At 37.3% G+C, this 20,198-nt stretch carries 24 protein-coding genes; 2 read left to right on the forward strand and 22 right to left on the reverse strand.

Translation table 11 applies throughout. The features are described 5' to 3' along the window. Position 1: 1 nt before the first annotated feature. Entirely contained in the window at positions 2 to 1,327 is a 1,326-nt protein-coding gene (locus BCR21_RS07790) for a PTS sugar transporter subunit IIC (RefSeq protein ID WP_069645919.1), read from the forward strand. A gap of 63 nt (positions 1,328 to 1,390) precedes the next feature. On the opposite strand, the gene truA is transcribed toward BCR21_RS07790, so the two are convergent. From truA to BCR21_RS07835, 9 genes are all read right to left on the reverse strand, one after another. After that, entirely contained in the window at positions 1,391 to 2,140 is a 750-nt protein-coding gene (gene truA / locus BCR21_RS07795; RefSeq protein WP_069645920.1) for a tRNA pseudouridine(38-40) synthase TruA, read from the reverse strand. Positions 2,141 to 2,159: 19 nt separating this feature from the next. After that, the gene (locus tag BCR21_RS07800; protein ID WP_069645921.1) at positions 2,160 to 2,957 is read right to left on the reverse strand and encodes an energy-coupling factor transporter transmembrane component T family protein; all 798 of its coding nucleotides are present in this window, start codon (positions 2,955 to 2,957) and stop codon (positions 2,160 to 2,162) included. Then, on the reverse strand, positions 2,954 to 3,823 hold the full coding sequence (locus BCR21_RS07805) for an energy-coupling factor ABC transporter ATP-binding protein (protein WP_069645922.1): 870 nt from the start codon (positions 3,821 to 3,823) through the stop codon (positions 2,954 to 2,956). The genes BCR21_RS07800 and BCR21_RS07805 overlap by 4 nt, the downstream gene beginning before the upstream one ends. Next, the gene (locus tag BCR21_RS07810) at positions 3,799 to 4,638 is read right to left on the reverse strand and encodes an energy-coupling factor ABC transporter ATP-binding protein (RefSeq protein WP_069645923.1); all 840 of its coding nucleotides are present in this window, start codon (positions 4,636 to 4,638) and stop codon (positions 3,799 to 3,801) included. Before BCR21_RS07810 ends, BCR21_RS07805 begins: the two co-directional genes overlap by 25 nt. 235 nt (positions 4,639 to 4,873) lie before the next feature. Beyond that, on the reverse strand, positions 4,874 to 6,043 hold the full coding sequence (locus BCR21_RS07815) for a M20 family metallopeptidase (RefSeq protein WP_069645924.1): 1,170 nt from the start codon (positions 6,041 to 6,043) through the stop codon (positions 4,874 to 4,876). A 15-nt stretch (positions 6,044 to 6,058) separates the two neighbouring features. After that, a complete protein-coding gene (locus BCR21_RS07820) occupies positions 6,059 to 7,258 on the reverse strand; it encodes a hypothetical protein (protein WP_069645925.1) in 1,200 nt (399 codons plus the stop codon). 197 nt (positions 7,259 to 7,455) lie between these two features. Beyond that, positions 7,456 to 8,781, reverse strand: a complete 1,326-nt coding sequence (locus tag BCR21_RS07825) for a family 4 glycosyl hydrolase (protein ID WP_069645926.1) — start codon at positions 8,779 to 8,781, stop codon at positions 7,456 to 7,458. Between the two features lie 52 nt (positions 8,782 to 8,833). Further along, complete coding sequence (locus BCR21_RS07830; RefSeq protein ID WP_069645927.1) at positions 8,834 to 10,399, reverse strand: PTS transporter subunit EIIC; 1,566 nt, start codon at positions 10,397 to 10,399, stop codon at positions 8,834 to 8,836. 49 nt (positions 10,400 to 10,448) lie between these two features. After that, positions 10,449 to 11,252 carry a carbohydrate deacetylase gene (locus tag BCR21_RS07835; RefSeq protein WP_069645928.1) on the reverse strand — a complete coding sequence of 268 codons (804 nt, stop codon included), beginning with the start codon at positions 11,250 to 11,252 and terminating at the stop codon, positions 10,449 to 10,451. A gap of 160 nt (positions 11,253 to 11,412) precedes the next feature. Between BCR21_RS07835 and BCR21_RS07840 the strand changes: the two genes are divergently transcribed. Continuing rightward, complete coding sequence (locus tag BCR21_RS07840) at positions 11,413 to 12,132, forward strand: MurR/RpiR family transcriptional regulator (RefSeq protein WP_069645929.1); 720 nt, start codon at positions 11,413 to 11,415, stop codon at positions 12,130 to 12,132. A gap of 141 nt (positions 12,133 to 12,273) precedes the next feature. Here the strand turns inward: BCR21_RS07840 and BCR21_RS07845 are convergent, their stop codons facing one another. The 13 genes from BCR21_RS07845 to rplR all read right to left on the reverse strand — a co-directional run bounded on the left by BCR21_RS07845 (position 12,274) and on the right by rplR (position 20,195). Continuing rightward, positions 12,274 to 13,521, reverse strand: a complete 1,248-nt coding sequence (locus BCR21_RS07845; protein ID WP_069645930.1) for a glycoside hydrolase family 16 protein — start codon at positions 13,519 to 13,521, stop codon at positions 12,274 to 12,276. A 294-nt stretch (positions 13,522 to 13,815) separates the two neighbouring features. Further along, the gene (gene rplQ / locus BCR21_RS07850; RefSeq protein ID WP_010761666.1) at positions 13,816 to 14,199 is read right to left on the reverse strand and encodes a 50S ribosomal protein L17; all 384 of its coding nucleotides are present in this window, start codon (positions 14,197 to 14,199) and stop codon (positions 13,816 to 13,818) included. A 27-nt stretch (positions 14,200 to 14,226) separates the two neighbouring features. Then, on the reverse strand, positions 14,227 to 15,165 hold the full coding sequence (locus tag BCR21_RS07855) for a DNA-directed RNA polymerase subunit alpha (protein ID WP_010761667.1): 939 nt from the start codon (positions 15,163 to 15,165) through the stop codon (positions 14,227 to 14,229). An 80-nt stretch (positions 15,166 to 15,245) separates the two neighbouring features. After that, on the reverse strand, positions 15,246 to 15,635 hold the full coding sequence (gene rpsK / locus BCR21_RS07860; RefSeq protein WP_010761668.1) for a 30S ribosomal protein S11: 390 nt from the start codon (positions 15,633 to 15,635) through the stop codon (positions 15,246 to 15,248). A gap of 27 nt (positions 15,636 to 15,662) precedes the next feature. Further along, the gene (gene rpsM, locus BCR21_RS07865; protein WP_010766211.1) at positions 15,663 to 16,028 is read right to left on the reverse strand and encodes a 30S ribosomal protein S13; all 366 of its coding nucleotides are present in this window, start codon (positions 16,026 to 16,028) and stop codon (positions 15,663 to 15,665) included. Positions 16,029 to 16,046: 18 nt separating this feature from the next. Further along, on the reverse strand, positions 16,047 to 16,163 hold the full coding sequence (rpmJ, locus tag BCR21_RS07870; protein WP_002288710.1) for a 50S ribosomal protein L36: 117 nt from the start codon (positions 16,161 to 16,163) through the stop codon (positions 16,047 to 16,049). A 32-nt stretch (positions 16,164 to 16,195) separates the two neighbouring features. After that, positions 16,196 to 16,414 carry a translation initiation factor IF-1 gene (infA, locus tag BCR21_RS07875; protein WP_002356224.1) on the reverse strand — a complete coding sequence of 73 codons (219 nt, stop codon included), beginning with the start codon at positions 16,412 to 16,414 and terminating at the stop codon, positions 16,196 to 16,198. Between the two features lie 194 nt (positions 16,415 to 16,608). After that, positions 16,609 to 17,259 carry an adenylate kinase gene (locus tag BCR21_RS07880; protein WP_010766212.1) on the reverse strand — a complete coding sequence of 217 codons (651 nt, stop codon included), beginning with the start codon at positions 17,257 to 17,259 and terminating at the stop codon, positions 16,609 to 16,611. Positions 17,260 to 17,346: 87 nt separating this feature from the next. Then, positions 17,347 to 18,645 (reverse strand): preprotein translocase subunit SecY, encoded by a 1,299-nt coding sequence (gene secY, locus BCR21_RS07885; RefSeq protein WP_069645931.1) that lies wholly within the window; start codon positions 18,643 to 18,645, stop codon positions 17,347 to 17,349. Further along, entirely contained in the window at positions 18,645 to 19,088 is a 444-nt protein-coding gene (rplO, locus tag BCR21_RS07890; protein WP_069645932.1) for a 50S ribosomal protein L15, read from the reverse strand. Before rplO ends, secY begins: the two co-directional genes overlap by 1 nt. A 36-nt stretch (positions 19,089 to 19,124) precedes the next feature. Next, positions 19,125 to 19,304, reverse strand: a complete 180-nt coding sequence (gene rpmD / locus BCR21_RS07895) for a 50S ribosomal protein L30 (protein WP_069645933.1) — start codon at positions 19,302 to 19,304, stop codon at positions 19,125 to 19,127. 13 nt (positions 19,305 to 19,317) lie between these two features. Then, a complete protein-coding gene (gene rpsE / locus BCR21_RS07900; protein WP_069645934.1) occupies positions 19,318 to 19,818 on the reverse strand; it encodes a 30S ribosomal protein S5 in 501 nt (166 codons plus the stop codon). A gap of 20 nt (positions 19,819 to 19,838) precedes the next feature. Continuing rightward, a complete protein-coding gene (rplR, locus tag BCR21_RS07905) occupies positions 19,839 to 20,195 on the reverse strand; it encodes a 50S ribosomal protein L18 (RefSeq protein ID WP_010761675.1) in 357 nt (118 codons plus the stop codon). Between the last annotated feature and the right edge of the window lie 3 nt (positions 20,196 to 20,198).

Consider the following 20,198-nt stretch of genomic DNA (forward strand, 5'->3'; position numbering starts at 1 on the left):
TATGGAAGCAAACAAAAAAAGTTTTCTAGATAAATTCACGGAATTTTCTATCAAAGTTGGGAATCAAGTGCATCTTCGCTCTTTGCGAGATGCCTTTACCACCATTATGCCGATGTTTATTTTAGCTGGTTTAGCTGTTTTAGTAAATAATGTTTTGTTTCCTTTTGCTTTTAAAGACGACACTTTATCTAAGTTGCAAACTTTTGGGAACGTGATTACAAATGGCACATTGAATATTGCTGGATTGTTGATCGCACCAATGATTGCTTATTATCTTGCAAAAAATAAAAACTTTAATAATCCAATTTCCGCTACTGCCGTCGCTACATCAACCTTGGTTATCATGATGGCGATGACGTATACTGTAGCTCCGGTTGGTTCAGAAACAACTGTCACTATTGATGGAATTTTGACCTATAGTAATTTAGGTACACAAGGAATGTTTTCTGGAATTATTATCGGTCTACTTGCAACGGAGCTATACATGCGAATCTCTTCTATCAAAAAGTTGCAGATCAATTTAGGCGATCAAGTGCCACCAGCTGTTGGTCGTAGTTTCAGTTCACTGCTTCCTTCACTCATCACGTTAAGCTTTTTTGCTGTTATTTCAGCAATTTTAATTACTCTTTTTGATACTGACCTTATCACACTGATCTCGACATTAATTCAAGAACCTTTAAGAAAAGTTAATACATCACTTTTAGGTTTTTTATTGATTTACTCTACAGGTAATTTCTTATTTACCTTAGGAATTCATCAAACAGTCATCAATGGTTCTTTACTCGATCCACTTTTATTAGTCAATATGAATGAAAACATGGCGGCTATTAACGAAGGAAAAGAAGCACCTCATATTATCAATAGTTCGTTCATTACTGTATATAGTCAAATGGGCGGAACAGGTGGTACTATAGCTTTGATCCTTGCAGTTATTTTATTTGTTAAATATAAACCTTATAAAGATGTGGTTAGTTTGTCTGTTGCACCAAGTATCTTTGAAATAAATGAACCTATTATTTTTGGTTTACCGATTGTCTTTAATATCCCAATGATGATTCCTTTTATTTTTAGTCCAGTAATTGGTGCTTTAATTGGGTATTTTGCTACTGCAATTGGCTTTGTTAAACCACTCTCTGTATTAGTTCCTTGGACAACACCCCCGATTATTAGCGGGTTCCTTGCCAGTTCCGGTGATTGGAAAGTCGCTTTTTTACAGGTCATCATTCTGATAGTAACGTTATTTTTCTATCTTCCATTCTTGAAAATTTCCGAACGAGTTTCCAGGACACAGGCCGAACAATTACATGCAGAAGAAGGGAATCAATAATTTTTTACCCTCACTCATAACTAGAAAAAAGTTCTCAGCCTATTAAAGCTAAGAACTTTTTTCCTATTGTTCATATTTCACTTCGACCAAATACAATCCTTCTGGATGAGCCGTTGGTCCAGCTAAATTTCGATCTTTTGCTGCAATAATTTCAGGAATAAGGGTTTCATCCATTCGTCCATTTCCCATTTTAAGTAGCGTTCCTACTAAAATTCGGATCATCTTATACAAAAAACCATCCCCGCGAAACGTAAAAATCAATTCATTCCCAGCTTCATTGACCTCAAGACTTGCTTCATGAATCGTTCGAACTTTATCTTCTATCTCAGTTCCAGAAGCACAAAATGACGTGAAATCATGTGTTCCTACTAAATCGGTCAGTGCTCGTTGAATTTTCTCAGTATCGACTTCATAAGGAAAATAACTAGCATAAAATCGTTTGAACGGACTTCTTGGTTTACCAATATCTACCCGAAATTGATAGGTCTTTTCAATAACATGATAACGAGCATGGAACTCATCTGAAACGATTTCCACACTTCTCACCGCAATATCTTCAGGTGTTTGAGTATCTAATGCATAACGCATCCTCTCTAACTCTCTCGCCTGTGGGTAATCAAAATGAATAACCTGTCCTAAAGCGTGAACACCGGCATCCGTCCGACCTGAACCAAAAATCGTGATTGTTTTACCATTATTCATTTTTCTTAATGTTTTTTCAACTTCTGCTTGAACCGTTCGTCCATTTGGTTGAGACTGAAATCCATTAAAATTCGTTCCATCATACGCGATTATTGCTTTATAGCGCGGCATTTCTTTTCCACCTTTACTTCTAACTTCTTATAAAAATCAACACTGCAGTTAACACAGCAAATGCCAGCATCACAACTGTATCAGTCAAATGCCAATGAAGAATCCGATATTTCGTCCGACCGTCTCCACCTTGATAGCCGCGTGCTTCCATTGCAGTTGCTAAATCTTCTGCTCGATTAAAACTACTAACAAACAGTGGAATCAATAATGGAACAACAGCTTTCATTTTCTGAATCAAATTCCCTTCACCGAAATCGACGCCACGGGCACGTTGAGCGTTCATGATTTTTTCTGTTTCATCCATCAATGTTGGGACAAAACGAAGAGCAATCGATAACATCAATGAGACTTCATGAACAGGAAAACGCACCACTTTTAGCGGACGCAATAAATACTCGATCGCATCTGACAAATCAAGAGGTGGTGTTGTTAGTGTTAATAATGTAGACATGAAAATAATCAACACAAAACGGCAGAAAATAAACAAACCATTGATCACCCCAAATTCCGTGATCGTAAAAATCCCCCAATTAAAGTATACTTCTCCACCTTGAGTAAACAACATCTGTAAAGCGACCGTAAATAAAATCAGCCAAATCAGCGGTTTGATTCCGCGAATAAAGAAGCGAATATTCACTTTGGAAAGAAAAATTGCAAATAATGTAAAAATAGCTAGTACGGCATACGTTTGCCAATTATTCGCTAAAAATATGATACCGATAAAATAAAAACTAGCGATCAATTTTGCTCTTGGATCCATCGTATGAATAAATGAATCTCCCGGAATATAACGACCAAAAATCAGTTTGTTCATCACAGGCCTTCACCTGCCTTTTTCAATCCTTTTAATAAATCATCCGCTAGAGTTTCAGCAGTTAATGGTAATTCTTCAAAAGAAAAACCTTTCGCTTGTAATTTTTCTGCAAAGGTCGCAGCAGTTGGTACACCTAATTGTTTTTCCTTCAGCCAATCAATATCTTGGAAAACTTCTTGTGGTGTGCCTGCCTTAACGATTTGACCTTGTTCTAATACGATCACATGATCTGCATAATTAGCCACATCATCCATTAAATGAGTTACCAAAACAATCGTCATTCCACGTTCTTCATGTAAGCGCTGAAACATTTCCATCATTTCTTTGCGTCCTTGTGGATCGAGCCCTGCTGTAGGTTCATCCAAAACCAACACTTCCGGTTCCATCGCTAAAACACCAGCAATCGCTACACGACGCATTTGGCCCCCTGATAATTCAAATGGAGAGCGTTCTAAATAACTAGCATCTAGGCCAACTAAATCAAGCATTTCAGCAGCTAATCTCGCAGCATCTTCTCCTGATACGCCAAAGTTCTTTGGACCAAAGGCGATATCTTTTGCGACTGTTTCTTCAAATAATTGTGCTTCCGGAAATTGAAAGACAATACCAACTTTTTTACGAATTGGCTTTAAATTTTTATTATTTGTTTCAGGAACGATCACTCTATCCCCAATCGTTACGGTACCTTTTGTTGGCTTTACTAAAGCATTCAAGTGCTGCAGCAAAGTGGATTTCCCACTACCAGTATGCCCAACGATCGCTGTATAAGAACCATTTTCTATCGTCAAATTCAAATCGAATAATGCCCGTTGTTCAAATGGTGTGTTGGGTTGGTACGTAAAATCTACTTGTTCAAAACGGATGTCCATAACCAATCCACCATCCTTTCTTCAGTCAAATAGTCATCTGGCACATCAACGCCACGTTGTTTTAAAGCAATTTTTAGTTTTTCTGGAAAAGGAAGATCTAAACCCATCTGGATCAATTCAGTTCCAGCTGAGAAAATTTTCTCTGGTGTGCCTTCACTAACCAATTCCCCTTGCTTCATCACTAAAATTCGATTGGCATTTGCCGCTTCATCAATATCATGGGTAATTGAAATAACCGTCAAATTACTTTCTTCTTTAATTTTTTTGATTGTTGAAATAACTTCTTCCCGTCCTTCAGGATCAAGCATACTTGTCGCTTCATCCAAAATGATGATATCTGGGCGCAAAGCCACAACACCAGCAATTGCTACACGCTGTTTTTGGCCACCAGACAAACGAGCCGGTTCACGTGTAGCAAAAGTACTCATTCGAACTTTTTCTAACGCATCATTAACTCTGCCAAGCATTTCATCACGAGGAATCCCTTGGTTCTCTAAGCCAAATGCAACATCATCTTCTACTGTCGATCCAACAAACTGGTTATCAGGATTTTGAAACACCATTCCTACCATTTTGCGAATATCCCAAACATTGGTTTCATTCAGCTCTTTACCACCAACTGAAATACTGCCTGAAGCAGGTAACAGCAATCCATTGATTGTTTTTGCCAATGTTGATTTCCCGGACCCATTATGTCCAATAATTGCAATCCACTCACCTTGTTGGATGGAAAAAGATACATCTTTCAAAGCGGGAGAAGCATCTTCTGGTTGATAGTTAAAATCGATATTTTTTAATTCAATTATCGGTTGCATCGCGTACTCCCTCAATTATTTAGTCTTTCTAACACTAACAAAAAATCAGTGTTTTTTCAATCATCTCTTCTTAACCTTGCACTATTCTCTATTATAACAAAATAAGTCAATTTATGTGTATTCTTATCTGTCATGACAGAAAGTTTTTTTAGCTAATTAACTTATTTTACTTATAGTAACTTAAAAAGGATGAAAGAAAACTAAATTAGTCTTCTCACATCCTTTTAAGCAGTCGCTATTTATTCAAATACTCAAATGCATATTGCGCATATAATTCCGCACCAATTTCCATAGCATCTTCATCCACATTAAAGCGTCCATGGTGATGAGCCCACTGTGTATCTTTTTCTGGATTTCCACAACCGACCAAAGCAAAACAGCCCGATATATTCTCAGTAAAGTAGCTGAAATCTTCCCCTCCTGTGGTTGGGGGTTCTTGAATCAGCGCTGACTCACCAAAGCTTTCTTTGATGATTGCTTGAGCAAATAATGCGTCTTCTTCATCATTGATTACAGGAACTGTACCATAATTATAGTCTACAGTAACTGTGCCACCGTACATAGCTGCTGTTTGCTCAGCATAGCGTTTTAAAGCCTTTTCCACACGATTACGCGTCTCAATACTAAAACAACGCACAGTGCCTTCTAATCGAGCATTTTCAGCGATCACATTAAATCGTGTACCAACATCCATTTTACCCACAGTCACGACAACCGGATCTAACGGATTCGTTTCTCTAGAAACGACTGCTTGCACATTCATCACAAAAGAAGAAGCAATCACAGCTGCGTCTACACAAGCGTCCGGCATTGCACCATGTCCACCGCGCCCTTTAAAGTCGATTGAGAAAATATCTGCTGAAGCAAATGATGAGCCCACAACACAAGAAGCCGTTCCAGAAAGCATCTGTGACCAAATATGAATCCCAAAAACATCATCCACACCTTCAACTGCACCTTGAGCGACCATTGCTTTAGCTCCCTGAGCATTTTCTTCTGATGGTTGGAAAACAAAACGAACAGTTCCCTTGATCTCTGCTTGTACTTCTTTTAACGCTTTTGCTGCAGTCAACAGCATTGCTGTGTGGGCATCATGACCACATGCATGCATTTTTCCATCTTCCAATGACTTGTAAGAAATTCCGTCAGTCAATTCTTGAACAGGTAACGCATCCATATCCGCCCGTAAAGCAACGGTCTTTCCTGGTTGACCGCCAACAAGTTCTGCAATGATTCCTGTTGGTTCCGTCTTACGATAAGGGATACCGATTTTTTCTAACGTTTCAGCAACTTTTTCTGTTGTTCTAAATTCTTCGAATTGCAATTCAGGATGTTGATGGAGATCTCTTCTAAAATCGATCATTTCTTTCTTATACTTTTGAATCAACACTTTTAATTCTTTCATTTTATTCCCTCATTTCTATAGACTCAATAAGATACTTGAAAAGATTCCTGCAAGAACAACGGATACGATCGTAACTGTTATAAATCCAGCCACTAACATCGGCGGCATCATGTGACTTGTCAGTGCTTCTTTTTCTTTTTCATCTTCGGTCAATGACTGAATGACTTCATTTGTAATGATATAATCTGCTGGGAATCCGTATAGGGCCGTTAATGAAACTGCAAAAGCCATTTCTTTACTAACACCTAACAACTTCCCGACGACTGCAGAAAAGATATACATCCCAATAACACCGATCACAATAATACCGACCATTGGTAAAAATAATTCTTCTAGCATCTCTGGCGTGGCTTTTTTCAATCCATCAAAAATAAATAACATTAATCCTAAAATCGCAAAACCAAAACTATTCGCTTTTTTCAATGGTTGTTTCTCTAGAAAGCCTAGTGAAGACGCTACAACACCAAAGAATAAACATAAAACAAATGGGCTAATTGAAACAAAAGGTGCACACCACGCTGAAACATAATACGCAGCCAATGCCACAATTGCCAACCGAAAGATCCGAGAAAAATCAGTGTGGTATTTTGCCGGAATATTTTTAAATAACCTTGGTATCTCTTCATCAGTTTCAGTTTGTCCATTTTCTTGTTCGTGAACAGGTATCCATTCCCCACTGCGGTACTTTTCAAGCATTCGTTTTCCTTCTTTTTTCAGCATGATCGAAGTTAACGGATAACCAGCGAAGCCCTGCATCACATAAATCAAAATTGCTAATACTGATAGTGACGTTAAGCCAGCTGTTTGAGCCGCTTCTGACATGATCAGTGAAGACACAACACCTCCAACGAGTGGTGGAACAGCGACTAGAACAGTTTTGTAATCAAAAACCAATGAACCTACCGTCAATAATAATACAACGATTCCTAGAATCCCAGAAAGTGTGATCACGATTGTTTTCCATTGATTTGCTAGTTCTTTGATCGATAATAATGTTCCCATATTTGTAATCAGCAGATACATCAATAATGTTGCAACTACTGGCGGGATCCCAGCAATCTCAACGATGTTCTCTGGAAAAAATGTCCAATAACCTATAACAAATAATACTGCACAGACAAAAACAGAGGAAATCCATGCTTTTGTTTTACTTGATACAACATCACCGATATATAAAATTCCCATCAGCAACGTAAAAGCTGTCATTTGCGCCATGTTACTACTCCTTATAACTCTTTTTTGTCAGAAAATTCCGACCGGTTAAAGTATACTAAAATTTACACTTAGAGTCAATAACACAACAAAAGTCCAGCGTATAAGACACCCCCTTTTGTCCTACACGCTAAACTTTTAGCTAGTAACCATATATTTAAAAATTTCAACAGATATTCGCTCTTTTTATTTACTGTAAATTAAATCAATATTGGCCAAAATTCTCTATTTACTTCATAAAGTTCATCTAATACTTTTTTTCCTACTGTATAATTCGGGATCGTCTTATTAAGCAACACTGCTTCAAGGGCTGCTTGATATGAACCAGACAAAGCGGCATCTACGGTCATTTTTTCATACGCTTTTTGCATTTCCATTAGCCCTTTTTGGAAAGTAGGAATCTCACCAATATTAATTGTTTCAGCTCCCATACTCCCAACATATGCTGGAACTTCAATAACAGCTTCCGAATCGAAGTTAGAAATCGCGCCATGATTTTTTTGATTCACGGTAAATCGTTCTCTGGTATTATGAATAATCGCATAGGCAATATCTACAATATAATTCCCATGTACACCTGCATGTAAGGATGAGTCTTTTGCAGATCCTGCATCGATAACACGGCGACATTCATCATATATTCTTTTTTCTCTCCCTTGCATAACATAGTCTCCACGTGTAAAGTTAAGATCTTCATGGGCTACCATTTCATCTGGCGTCAAGTAGTATTGCAAATAGCAATTAGGAAAATACTCGGGAAATCGTTTAAATAGACTAATCATTTGGCGATACGTGTCAATCCAATACTGGTCTTCTTTTGTTTCTTCATTAGACTGCAACAACGTATCAATTTTTCCGCTTATGACATCTTCTCTTAACTGAGGTAATAAATCCGTGCCGTCAGCATCAATAATGTTGGTCCACCAACCAAAGTGATTCATTCCAAAATACTTAAAGGTTAAATCACGTAAATCTTTGTTAAAGTAGCTAGCAATCGCACCTTCAATAGAAATTGGCATATCACAAATACATAATACTTTCGCTTCTGGAAATACCCGATAAATTGCTTCTGATAAAATTGCTTCTGGGTTTGTATAATTTAAAATCCACGCATTCGGACAGATTTCTTTCACTTTTTTTATAATTTCCAACACAGCGGGAATCACTCTCATCGCAAAAGAAAAACCACCTAATCCACATGTTTCTTGTCCTACCACACCATGTTTTAGACATATTTTTTCATCAATTGCTCGTTGTCTATTCAACCCTGGACGAATTTGCATAAATAAAAAATCTGCATCGACTAAAGCTTCATCTATATTGGTAGTAAAAGATACTTTTATTTTTGAACCTGTTTCTTGATAATACATCTTTGTGTATTGACCTAAAAGAGAAACCCTTTCTTCATCTATGTCATATAACACTAACTCAGTCAAATTTAATTCTTCTGCTCGCTGTCTTAAGACTTCTAAAATCCCTGGTGATTGGGTAGAACCTCCGCCCACCATGACAAATTTATTACTCATAAAAAAACCTCCTGTAGTTATTACATACTTTCATTGTGTGTCTTACTATCATTTAACTTTTTGCTCTTAGATATTCCATATAAGCTTCGACTTTCTCATGTTCTTCTTCCACTCCGACACCTATAATAATTTGAATATGTTTTCCTTTATCAACAATCCCAGATGCCTTGACTTTTTCCTTGAGTATATCCAAGTTTACTTTTGATTCATCCTCTACATCTATCCTAAGTCGAGTATAGCAATTGATTATATCTAAAATGTTATCTACCCCGCCTAGGCCTTCCACAATATTTTGAATTTGTGGTTCAAATCTCTCATCCTGTGTTTGTATTTCGATTACTTCAGCTGTACTTTCTTCTGCCGTATCCTCTAGATTTTCTCTTCCTAATGTTGGAATATTTAATTTAACGATTAAGGTTTTGAATACAAAATACTCTAAAACGCCAGTAACAATAAACATAATTGGAATCAAATACTGATGTCCTAATCGAATAGGAAAAGCCAAACTATTAATGATCATATTGATTCCTGTATCAAACTGAATATTGATTCCAACTAAATTGGTTAGGAATAAACTCAATCCATAAACAACTGAATGAGCTAGCCATAATACAGGTGATAGGAAAAGAAATAGGAATTCAAGCGGCTCAGTCACTCCTGCTAAAAAGGCTGTTGTAACAGTTGGAATCAACAACGCAGCTACTTTTTTACGGTTTTCTGGTCGTGAAGTTTTCCAAAAAGCAAATGCAATTCCAATCGGTAATGAAATTGAGCCGAAATTAGAGAGATAACCAATTGATGGATGCATCGTTGTAATTTGACTAGCATTGCCCAATTCAGCTAGCCAAATATTAAAAGCACCGTTGTATACTTGTCCCGCAATTTCTGCTGTTCCACCCAAAGGCGTATAAAATAGCGGCATCCATAAGAAATGATGTAAGCCTAATGGTAATAACAATCTATTTAAGAATCCATAGAAAAAGAATCCTACTGACCCAGCTGTTGTCGTTGTTCTTACAACTGATTCAACAAGCGAATTGACTACGGGCCAAACATACGTGATCCCCATAGCAAACAGAATTGTTATAAACACAATAAATATATACACAGTTTTCGTCCCCGAATACGGAGCCAGATATCGATGTAACTTGATATCACCAAATTTATTAACTAGCCATCCCACTAGTACTCCTAAAGAAATCCCTAGAAAAACACCCATATCCGTTACTTGGATACCGAATACCATTCCTTGCCCGGTCCCATACAATCCTTGTTCTCCCGTTTCAGCTAAACGTCCAGTAATATCTAACCAAGAATGATTCGCATACAAAAATAGTAAATACGTTATAATTCCTAAAATTGCAGCATCCGTTTTATATTTTGGTTTAGCTAGAGCAGCAGCAATCCCTACACAAAAGATGCTACTTAATTGCCCAATCATTCCTCCAGACAAAATATTAAAAACAAAATTTCCGATATCTTTTGTAACCGATGGCATCATATCTAGCTTTAAGATGGCACAAACTGATAGGATAATCCCTGTTACAGCCATAAACATCACTGGTTGAATAATTGCTTTTGAAAAAACCGCGGCCGACTTCATTAACTTTTCTTTCATTGACCTTCCCTCCCGAATGGTATTTCATTTTTATGATTTTTTCATCATGTTACTTTAAAGTAGGAGCTACTACATCCTGATAATTGATTATTTCCACTCCATTTTGTTCTAAAAGCGTTTTCAATTCTGCATCACATAATACCTCTACTTCTTTCATTCTTGCCAAATTAAAAGAAGAATTATTGTACAATGTCTCGTCAACAAAAGCAGGATGTACCATCAGTTCAGTTACTTCTTCATTTTCCAGCTGATTCAAAACTGTTTGGATTTCATTTAAGCAGTTCTCTTTATTCTGCTCATATGGAATCCCTATATTACGGATATTCGGATAATTCATTAAATCGTAAAATCCTGTGATTTGTTTTTGGTAATTTAACGTAAGATTTTTTTCTAAATTAAATGCATTTCTAAACGCCAAATGATACTTTTCAGAAATTCTTTTAGTAATGGCTAAGTTCTCTTTAAATGTATGAACATGATGATGACTATCTAAATGAGTGAGGACTAGACCTTTTCCTAATAAATAATCAATCTGCTCACTCCATTCGTCAAAAATCTCCTCCGAATCCATTTGAGACCGATAATTCTTATATTGGTTCAAATTAAGAAAATTACCCGTCGAATCCGTAATAGTCTTCCTATTTTTTAATGACTCCCCACAAGTCAACACTAAGTGTCCGCCAACCCCTAAAGTTGGATGCTCTTTGGCTAATTGAATAGCTTCTTCTCGTCCAGGCATATTTGCCATCAGTGTAGCTGAAGATAAAACCCCCTCCTTAAATGACTTTATTATTCCCGCATTTACACCCGCTGAGTAACCAAAGTCATCTGCATTTATAATTACTTGTTTCATACTAAAAACCTCTCTTCTATAAGTGAAAATGATTTCAATTCTCTGTTGTTTTCTATTTACAAATGAAGTATATTATATTCAATAGGGCACAGCAACCAATAAAAGCAACAATGATACCGTTTTCTACAACAGAAAATATTTTCACAGCCGGAGGAATCATATGTCTATTATTTATTACTTAGATCGTCTTATACCAGGAAATACGTTTCGCAATGATGATGAAATAATGATTGAACGGATAGTTGGAGCTATTAAAAACAATGAAAGTTTGGATATCCGTAATATTGCTAAAATAAATTTTACTTCTCCTGCTTCCATTAGCCGTTTGGCGAAAAGAGGTGGCTTTAACAACTTCAAGGAACTCATTTTTTTCTTATCTACTAAATTTTCGAACAAACAAAGTGAGCATCTACCTGATTTACCATTTGTGACATGCAATAAGAGCTGGGAAACAATCGATCAATTGTTTTTAGATGCACTCTTTCAGCGTAAAATTTATCTTTTTGGAGAAGGTTTTTGTCAATTCCTTGTAAATTATGCTTATCGAAAATTATTGTTAAACAAAATCTACGCTGTTAATCTTGACGGTGTTGAAATAAGTCTAGTTTCTGATAATACGCCACACACTCTTTTGACATTCTCACAGTCAGGTGAAAATGACCATGGCCTGATTAAAATCAATGAATGTAGAAAATTTAATGGGAATGTGATTACTTTTACTGCCACACCAAACAGCTCCTATGCCAGAGAAGGAGATCTCTCTTTTATTATAGAAAGTGGACCAGCTAGCTTGGATCAAGAAAACAAAAATTTGAATTACTTTTATGGTAATAGTTTAAATTTAATAGAATATCTGATTAGTAAGTACTCAAATAAATAGGTGACAGGGACATAGCACTTAGAGCCATGTCCCTGTCACCTAAAAATATGAAAAATATAGAGTACACAAAAGTAATTATTCGGAAATAAATCGATGTAGAACAGGAGCATTTAATTCTTAAAATCAAACGCTTCTGCCTCTCTACTTAATTGACCACTGGCTTCGCCATGCGCCTTCATGAATAGGACCGCTCTCTAAGTACCCCAAGTTATTTTCAATATGAATGACCTGATCTGATTTCCATCTATTTATCAGCCTAACATATCCATCAACGGATTGTTTTTTCCATTGAGCACTGTAAAATGTCTCTGGAACAGCACCATGTTCAACATAGTCTTTTTGATGCTCGTTGTGCAATAATTCTCCTGTCTTAACATTCTTGATCAGAAAATATTCTCCCTTAGGTACCAATTGCCATTGCTCATTTTCTCCTGCAGAAGTGACTAGCTTCACCTTATCAGAACTTGTATCAAAACTGACGTATTCCTTAGTCTCTCTACTTTGTATAGGTTGTTTTAAAATATCATATCCTTCATTTTTTTTATACACTCTAAAATAGTCGATTGCCCATTCTTTCGGATACTTATCATTCCCAACACCAGAGCCTGCATCCGTATAAATATTTAAGATTGTTCCCATTGGATAATCTGGTGCCTGTGCTATTTCTTTATATAATACGCCATCATAGTAAAATTTCAACGAGCCTGGTGACCAATCTAAACCGTAGGTATGAAATTCTTCCGTCTGATTTCCATATGGTACAGGATCTTCAATTAATTTCCAATTAGTTTGAAAGGCAGGGTCGTTCCAACCAAATGCAGCAATTCGCCAAGTATTAGGTTTGCTAAAAAAAGTTTCTATAACATCAATTTCTCCAGTTTGTTTCGAATTAAACCAGTCATTTGTATCATTTTGCATTCCAACCATCCACCACGCTTGGTGTCCACCACCACCAACATTGGATAGTTTTGCTCTTAATTCAAAATAACCATAAGTAGTAGCGTAACCAGTCCATTCTTTTTGATTACTTAAAACCTTTTGGCTACCGCTAAAATTATGAATCCAGTTTTTATTAAATGACATAATTGCACTGGATTTTACATTTCCATCTAATTCGGGAGACCAGGGTTTTTGATCTTTTTTTATATACTGTACTAGTGTGCCATTTTCAAAACGATAATTTGCTTTTGCATTTTCAGGGTTACTTGTCCAATGTGGAAGATAATAATCTGTCCACTTACTCGTGTCTAAGTGATCACCATCAAATTCATCATTAAAATCCAACGTGTAGCCTGGTTTCTCTATAGATGTCTGGGCTGCATGTGACTGAAAAGCAAAAGAAAATAAGCTACTACATAAAATTACCCCACTAAAAACTATTTTTTTCATAAATGTATCCCCTTTCATTTTAGTGTCTTCATATTACCATATGTGTCTCTTAAAGTGAGCTGGGGTGTGAATCATGATCTATTTTTCAAAAATTGAAAATATGTTCAAATTTTTTTTAAACAACTAAAAAAACCTGAGAATAAATTCTCAGGACAAAAAAATACACCTTATAATATGATGAGTGCTCCCCTGCCAAACCAAGTTCGACAGGGAAAGCGTTGAGCTAGACTAGGAGTCGCCTCCAACATCATAACACTCTAAAAGAATCATCTATAAAGTGACGGTATAGTTTGATTATTTAACAAATTCGATAATTACCATTGGTGCTGCATCTCCGCGTCTTGGTTCTGTCTTCAAGATACGAGTGTAACCACCTTGGCGCTCAGCGTAACGAGGTGCAAGGTCATTGAATAACTTTTGTAAAGCTGATTCAACAACGATTTTTTCGTCTTCTTCACGTACGCTAGCAACTTCGTTACGTACAAAAGTAGCTGCTTGACGACGAGCATGAAGATCTCCACGTTTGCCTAAAGTAATCATTTTTTCTGTTGTAGAACGGATTTCTTTCGCACGAGCTTCAGTCGTCACGATACGTTCATTGATAATTAAATCAGTTGTTAAGTCACGCAACATTGCCTTACGTTGGCTTGATGTGCGTCCTAATTTACGATAACCCACGTTGGTTTTCCTCCTTCGTAAAAAGTATTAATCGTCTTTACGTAAGCCTAAACCTAAATCATGTAGTTTTAGTTTAACCTCTTCAAGAGATTTACGACCTAAATTACGTACTTTGATCATTTCTGGTTCAGATTTATTTGTAAGTTCTTGTACAGTGTTGATACCTGCACGTTTTAAACAATTGTATGAACGAACAGACAAGTCTAGTTCTTCGATGGTCATTTCTAGCATTTTTTCTTTTTGTGTTTCTTCTTTTTCAACCATGATTTCAGCGTTTTTCGCTTCATCAGTAAGGTTAACAAAGATGTCTAAATGCTCCGTCATAATCTTAGCAGCTAAGCTAAGGGCTTCTTGAGGAATGATTGAACCATCAGTCCATATTTCCATTGTTAATTTGTCGAAGTCATCACGACGACCAACACGAGTGTTTTCTACTTGGTAGTTCACACGACGAACTGGTGTATAGATGGAATCAACAGGTAGAACACCAATTGGCATATCTTCCTTTTTGTTCTCGTCTGCTTGAACATAGCCACGACCAGGTTTCACTGTTAAGCGAGCATGGAAAGTAGCTCCTTCAGAGACACTACAGATAATTAAATCTTTATTCAAGATCTCAACATCGCTGTCAACGATAATATCGCCAGCAGTTACTGTAGCAGGTCCTGTAATATCGATCTCAAGGGTTTTTTCTTCTTCTGCATAAAGCTTTAATGCTAAACCTTTGATATTCAAGATAATTTGAGTTACGTCTTCTCTTACACCTTTAATGGTAGAGAATTCGTGCAACACACCATCGATTTGAATATTGGTAATAGCGGCTCCCGGCAAAGAAGATAATAAAATACGACGTAGAGAATTGCCTAAAGTAGTCCCGTAACCTCTTTCCAGTGGTTCAACGACGAACTTGCCATAATCTCTATTCTCATCAATTTTTTCGATTCTTGGTTTTTCAAATTCAATCATTCTTATCTATACCCCTTTCAAAACGAAAAGTGTCTTGTTCAATGACGTTCTTAATTCAAACTCAGAATGAGTGGCACTCATTAAACACGACGGCGTTTTGGAGGGCGGCATCCATTATGAGGAACTGGAGTCACGTCACGAATTGCAGTCACTTCTAAACCTGTTGCTTGCAATGAACGAATCGCTGCTTCACGTCCAGAACCAGGTCCTTTAACTGTTACATCAACAGTTTTAAGTCCGTGTTCTTGTGCTGCTTTAGTTGCAGCTTCTGCGGCCATTTGAGCTGCAAACGGTGTTGATTTTTTGCTTCCTTTAAAACCTAATGAACCTGCAGATGACCATGCTAATGCATTACCATGACTGTCAGTGATCATTACAATTGTATTGTTGAATGTAGAATGGATATGTGCAATCCCAGTTTCTATATTCTTTTTCACACGGCGTTTACGACTAACTTTTTTTGCTGCCATGAAGATCTAACCTCCTTCACTTAGGAATTATTTTTTCTTGCCTGCTACAGTACGAGCTGGGCCTTTACGAGTACGTGCATTGTTTTTCGTGTTTTGTCCACGAGTTGGTAATCCACGACGGTGACGGATTCCACGGTATGAACCGATTTCCATCAAGCGTTTGATGTTCAAGTTCACTTCACGACGAAGATCACCTTCAATTTTTAACTTATCAATTTCCGCACGGATAGCATCTGTTTGTTCGTTTGTTAAATCGCGAACACGAATATCTTCAGATACGCCAACGTTTGCTAAAACTTTTTTAGCAGTAGTGTTACCAATACCAAAAATGTAAGTAAGGGAAATCACTACACGTTTATCACGAGGGATGTCTACTCCTGCAATACGAGCCATTCTACGTTACACCTCCTATTATCCTTGACGTTGTTTATGTTTTGGATTTGCTGGGCAAATGACCATAACACGTCCTTTACGGCGAATTACTTTACAATGTTCACACATTGGTTTTACTGATGGTCTTACTTTCATGATAATACCTCCCTGAATTTTACGGAGTACAATTATTTAAAGCGATAAGTGATTCGACCACGAGTTAAATCATATGGAGATAACTCTACAGTTACTTTATCTCCAGGTAAAATACGAATATAATGCATACGAATCTTACCGGAAACAGTAGCAAGAACTTGGTGTCCATTTTCTAGTTCAACTTTAAACATTGCATTCGGCAAAGTTTCGACGACTGTACCTTCGACTTCAATCATATCTTCTTTAGCCACGCACAGTACCTCCTTGTACTTGTTTCGCATTTTCACACGATAAAATGGCGGAAACTTCAGCTCCCACCTAGAATTTTCAATTAAGCTCCCACAAAAAGGTAGAAGTCGGACTGATATATTCTATCATAAACTATTCTATTTGGCAAGAGAATCTGAATCAAACACAAATGGTAAGCATGCGGCAAATCAGATAACTATTTTTTTTCAATGATTTCTTTCACTTCAGAAAAAACAGTATCGATCTCGCGATTCCCATCTATTGTATGCAATACATTTTTAGCCTTGTAAAAGTCTAAAATAGGTGCACTGCTTTTGATGTTGACTGCCAGACGGTTTTTGACCGTTTCAGGCTTATCATCTTCTCTTTGATAAAATTCATGTCCGCCGCAACGATCACATGTTCCTTCTACAGTAGGAGGATTGAAGATTTTATGATACGTTGCTCCACATGAGCGGCAAATAAACCGGCCAGCTAAGCGTTCAACCAAAATCTCTTCTTCAACATGGATGTCGATGACAGCATCAATTTTTTTATTTAATTCTGTTAACATTTTATCTAATGCTTCTGCTTGATCCAAAGTACGTGGAAAACCATCTAATAAAAAACCTTTATCAGTATCAGGTTCTGCCAAACGTTCTTTGACAATTCCATTTGTTACATCGTCCGGAACCAAAGCACCTTTATCGATATAAGATTTCGCTTCTAAGCCAAGAGCAGTTTCGTTTTTCATAGCAGCACGGAACATATCTCCTGTAGAAATATGAGGAATACCATAAGTATCCACGATCTGTTCTGCTTGAGTTCCTTTGCCTGCCCCAGGCAATCCCATTAAAATGAGGTTCATTTCATTTCCTCCTAATTTTAAAGGCTGGCTTTTGAAGCTAGCCTAGCGAGAGAATGGGTGCTGAGGATGATCCTCAACACACGACTCCTACTTATTGATAAAGCCAACATATTGACGTTTCAACATTAAACCTTCTAATTGTTTCGCTGTTTCTAAAGCAACACCTATTACAATCAGCAAGCTCGTTCCTCCTAGACCAATAGACTGCGGTAATTTCCAAATCATTTGAGCAATGATCGGTAATAGCGCAACTAAACCTAAGAATATCGAACCGACAACACTTAGTCTCATTAACATTCCAGAAATATATTCTTCTGTCCCTTTACCTGGTCGTACGCTTGGAATATAACTTCCTTGTTTTTGTAAGTTTTCCGCTAATTTCTCAGGGTTAACTTGAACAAAAGCATAGAAGAATGTGAAAGCCACGATCAGTACAGTATAAATAATCGCACCTGGAACGGTATTGTAACTAAAAATTTGCGTCATTACATCATACCAACCTTCACCAGAATAACTCTTAGAAAAGGCTTGTAAAACAGCATTCGGCGTTGCAATCAACGAACTAGCAAAGATAACTGGGATAACCCCTGCAGCATTTACTTTTAACGGTAAATAACTACTAGTAGGCGCACCAGAAACACGTTTTGTATATTGGATCGGAATTTTTCGTTCTGCTTGCTGGAAAAATGTTACTAATGTAACAATAACCAAAATTGCAATGATTAAAACTGCAATAAAAATAGCAGATTGCCAAATTCTAGAAGATTCAATATTGATAAAGTAATCATCAACGATCTCTTTGATTCCTTCTGGTAACCGAGAAATAATCCCAGCGAAGATAATCATTGAAACCCCATTACCGATTCCTTTTTCAGTAATTTGTTCTCCTAACCATGTAACAAACATTGTTCCACCAGTTAAAATTACAGAGATCATCACAAAAGTGTTGATGTTAGGATTTTTTACGATCCCAACTGAACTTAATTGTTGAAATCCAGCAGTAATCCCAATAGATTGAGCAATACCCAAGACAATCGTTAGATATCTTGTTGCTTGATTCAATTTCTTACGTCCAACTTCACCTTGCTTCGACCATTCTACAAATTTTGGTACGATATCCATTTGTAATAATTGGATGATGATCGATGCTGTAATGTAAGGCGAAACCCCCATCGAAAAGATAGAGAAGTTTTGCATAGCACTACCACTGACCATATTCAACATATTTAAAAATGGCAAATTGCTTAAGTCTTGCAAACCTTTTGCATTTACGCCAGGTACAGTTATGTGCGCACCTAAACGAAATACAAAAAGAATGAATACAGTAAACAAAATTTTTGATCTAATGTCTTTTACTTTAAAAGCATCTTTTAATAGTTTAAACATTAGATCACCTCGATTGTTCCACCAGCTGCAACAATTGCTTCTTCTGCTGCTTTAGAGAATTTAGCTGCTTTCACAGTTAATTTTTTAGTTGTTAATTCACCATTGGCAAGAACTTTGATTCCAGCTTTTTCGTTTTTCACGATTCCAGCTTCGATCAAGCCTGCAGGTGTTATTTCAGTTCCATCTTCGAAACGATTTAAGACATCTAGGTTGATGACTGCATAATCTTTACGGTTGATGTTCGTGAAGCCGCGTTTTGGTAAACGACGGAATAATGGAGTTTGACCCCCTTCAAATCCTAGTCTTACACCACCGCCTGAACGAGCTTTTTGCCCTTTTTGTCCACGGCCAGATGTTTTACCATTACCAGATGAAGTACCACGTCCAACACGGTTACGTACTTGGCGTGAACCTTCAGCAGGTTTCAATTCATGAAGTTTCATTGGTTTGGCACCTCCTTAACAATGTACTATTGTAAATTAAACTTCTTCAACGTCCACTAAATGTGACACAGTGTTGATCATACCTTTGATTGCTTCATTAGCAGGTTTGACAACAGAGCTGTTTACTTTTCCTAAACCTAATGCTTTTACTGTATCTTTTTGGTTTTGAGGACGTCCGATGATGCTGCGTTTTAATGTAACTTTTAATTCAGCCATTCTTTTGTCCTCCTTATCCTAAAATTTCTTCTACAGATTTACCACGAAGTGCTGCCACTTCTTCGGCACGTTTTAATTGTTTTAAACCATCAACAGTTGCGCGAACAACGTTGATTGGTGTATTCGAACCTAATGATTTTGATGTGATATCAGCTACACCAGCTAATTCCAATACGGCACGAACTGGTCCACCAGCGGCTACCCCAGAACCTTCTACTGCAGGTTTCATAAGGATACGGCCACCACCGAATACCCCGATCACTTCGTGAGGGATACTAGAACCAACCATAGGCACTTCAACTAAGTTTTTCTTCGCGTCTTCGATTGCTTTACGGATTGCTTCTGGCACTTCTTGTGCTTTACCAGTCCCAAAGCCAACGTGACCGTTTTTATCTCCCACAACAACTAGTGCTGCAAAGCGTAGACGACGTCCACCTTTAACAACTTTAGTTACACGGTTGATAGAAACCACGCGGTCTTCTAATTCCAAGTGTTTTGGATCAATATAAACCATGAATGGTGTTCCTCCTTCTCCTAAAATTCTAGTCCATTTTCACGCGCTGCTTCAGCTAAAGCTTGCACGCGGCCATGGTAAAGGTATCCACCACGGTCAAAGACTACTACTTTAACGCCTTTTTCAGCGGCACGTTCAGCGATTAATTTACCAACAGCTGCGGCTGTTTCTGTTTTGTTTCCACCTGAAATTTCTTTATCTAAGGCAGAGGCACTTGCTAGCGTTACACCCGCTACGTCATCAATGATTTGCGCGTAGATGTTTTTGTTAGAACGGAATACGTTCAAGCGTGGGCACTCAGCAGTACCAGAAATTTTGTTACGTACACGACGATGTCTCTTTTGACGTGTTTTATTTTTGTCTGGTTTTGTAATCACAAT

The sequence above is a fragment of the Enterococcus ureasiticus genome (assembly GCF_001730285.1).
GTDB classification, from domain to species: domain Bacteria; phylum Bacillota; class Bacilli; order Lactobacillales; family Enterococcaceae; genus Enterococcus_L; species Enterococcus_L ureasiticus.

Coding starts and splice junctions, on each gene's coding strand:
- BCR21_RS07790 (WP_069645919.1), top strand. CDS start 2: ATGGAAGCAAACAAAAAAAGTTTTCTAGATAAATTCACGGAATTTTCT.
- truA (WP_069645920.1), bottom strand. CDS start 2,140: ATGCCGCGCTATAAAGCAATAATCGCGTATGATGGAACGAATTTTAAT.
- BCR21_RS07805 (WP_069645922.1), bottom strand. CDS start 3,823: ATGGACATCCGTTTTGAACAAGTAGATTTTACGTACCAACCCAACACA.
- BCR21_RS07810 (WP_069645923.1), bottom strand. CDS start 4,638: ATGCAACCGATAATTGAATTAAAAAATATCGATTTTAACTATCAACCA.
- BCR21_RS07815 (WP_069645924.1), bottom strand. CDS start 6,043: ATGAAAGAATTAAAAGTGTTGATTCAAAAGTATAAGAAAGAAATGATC.
- BCR21_RS07820 (WP_069645925.1), bottom strand. CDS start 7,258: ATGGCGCAAATGACAGCTTTTACGTTGCTGATGGGAATTTTATATATC.
- BCR21_RS07825 (WP_069645926.1), bottom strand. CDS start 8,781: ATGAGTAATAAATTTGTCATGGTGGGCGGAGGTTCTACCCAATCACCA.
- BCR21_RS07830 (WP_069645927.1), bottom strand. CDS start 10,399: ATGAAAGAAAAGTTAATGAAGTCGGCCGCGGTTTTTTCAAAAGCAATT.
- BCR21_RS07835 (WP_069645928.1), bottom strand. CDS start 11,252: ATGAAACAAGTAATTATAAATGCAGATGACTTTGGTTACTCAGCGGGT.
- BCR21_RS07840 (WP_069645929.1), top strand. CDS start 11,413: ATGTCTATTATTTATTACTTAGATCGTCTTATACCAGGAAATACGTTT.
- BCR21_RS07845 (WP_069645930.1), bottom strand. CDS start 13,521: ATGAAAAAAATAGTTTTTAGTGGGGTAATTTTATGTAGTAGCTTATTT.
- BCR21_RS07855 (WP_010761667.1), bottom strand. CDS start 15,165: ATGATTGAATTTGAAAAACCAAGAATCGAAAAAATTGATGAGAATAGA.
- rpsK (WP_010761668.1), bottom strand. CDS start 15,635: ATGGCAGCAAAAAAAGTTAGTCGTAAACGCCGTGTGAAAAAGAATATA.
- rpsM (WP_010766211.1), bottom strand. CDS start 16,028: ATGGCTCGTATTGCAGGAGTAGACATCCCTCGTGATAAACGTGTAGTG.
- rpmJ (WP_002288710.1), bottom strand. CDS start 16,163: ATGAAAGTAAGACCATCAGTAAAACCAATGTGTGAACATTGTAAAGTA.
- BCR21_RS07880 (WP_010766212.1), bottom strand. CDS start 17,259: ATGAACCTCATTTTAATGGGATTGCCTGGGGCAGGCAAAGGAACTCAA.
- secY (WP_069645931.1), bottom strand. CDS start 18,645: ATGTTTAAACTATTAAAAGATGCTTTTAAAGTAAAAGACATTAGATCA.
- rplO (WP_069645932.1), bottom strand. CDS start 19,088: ATGAAACTTCATGAATTGAAACCTGCTGAAGGTTCACGCCAAGTACGT.
- rpmD (WP_069645933.1), bottom strand. CDS start 19,304: ATGGCTGAATTAAAAGTTACATTAAAACGCAGCATCATCGGACGTCCT.
- rpsE (WP_069645934.1), bottom strand. CDS start 19,818: ATGGTTTATATTGATCCAAAACACTTGGAATTAGAAGACCGCGTGGTT.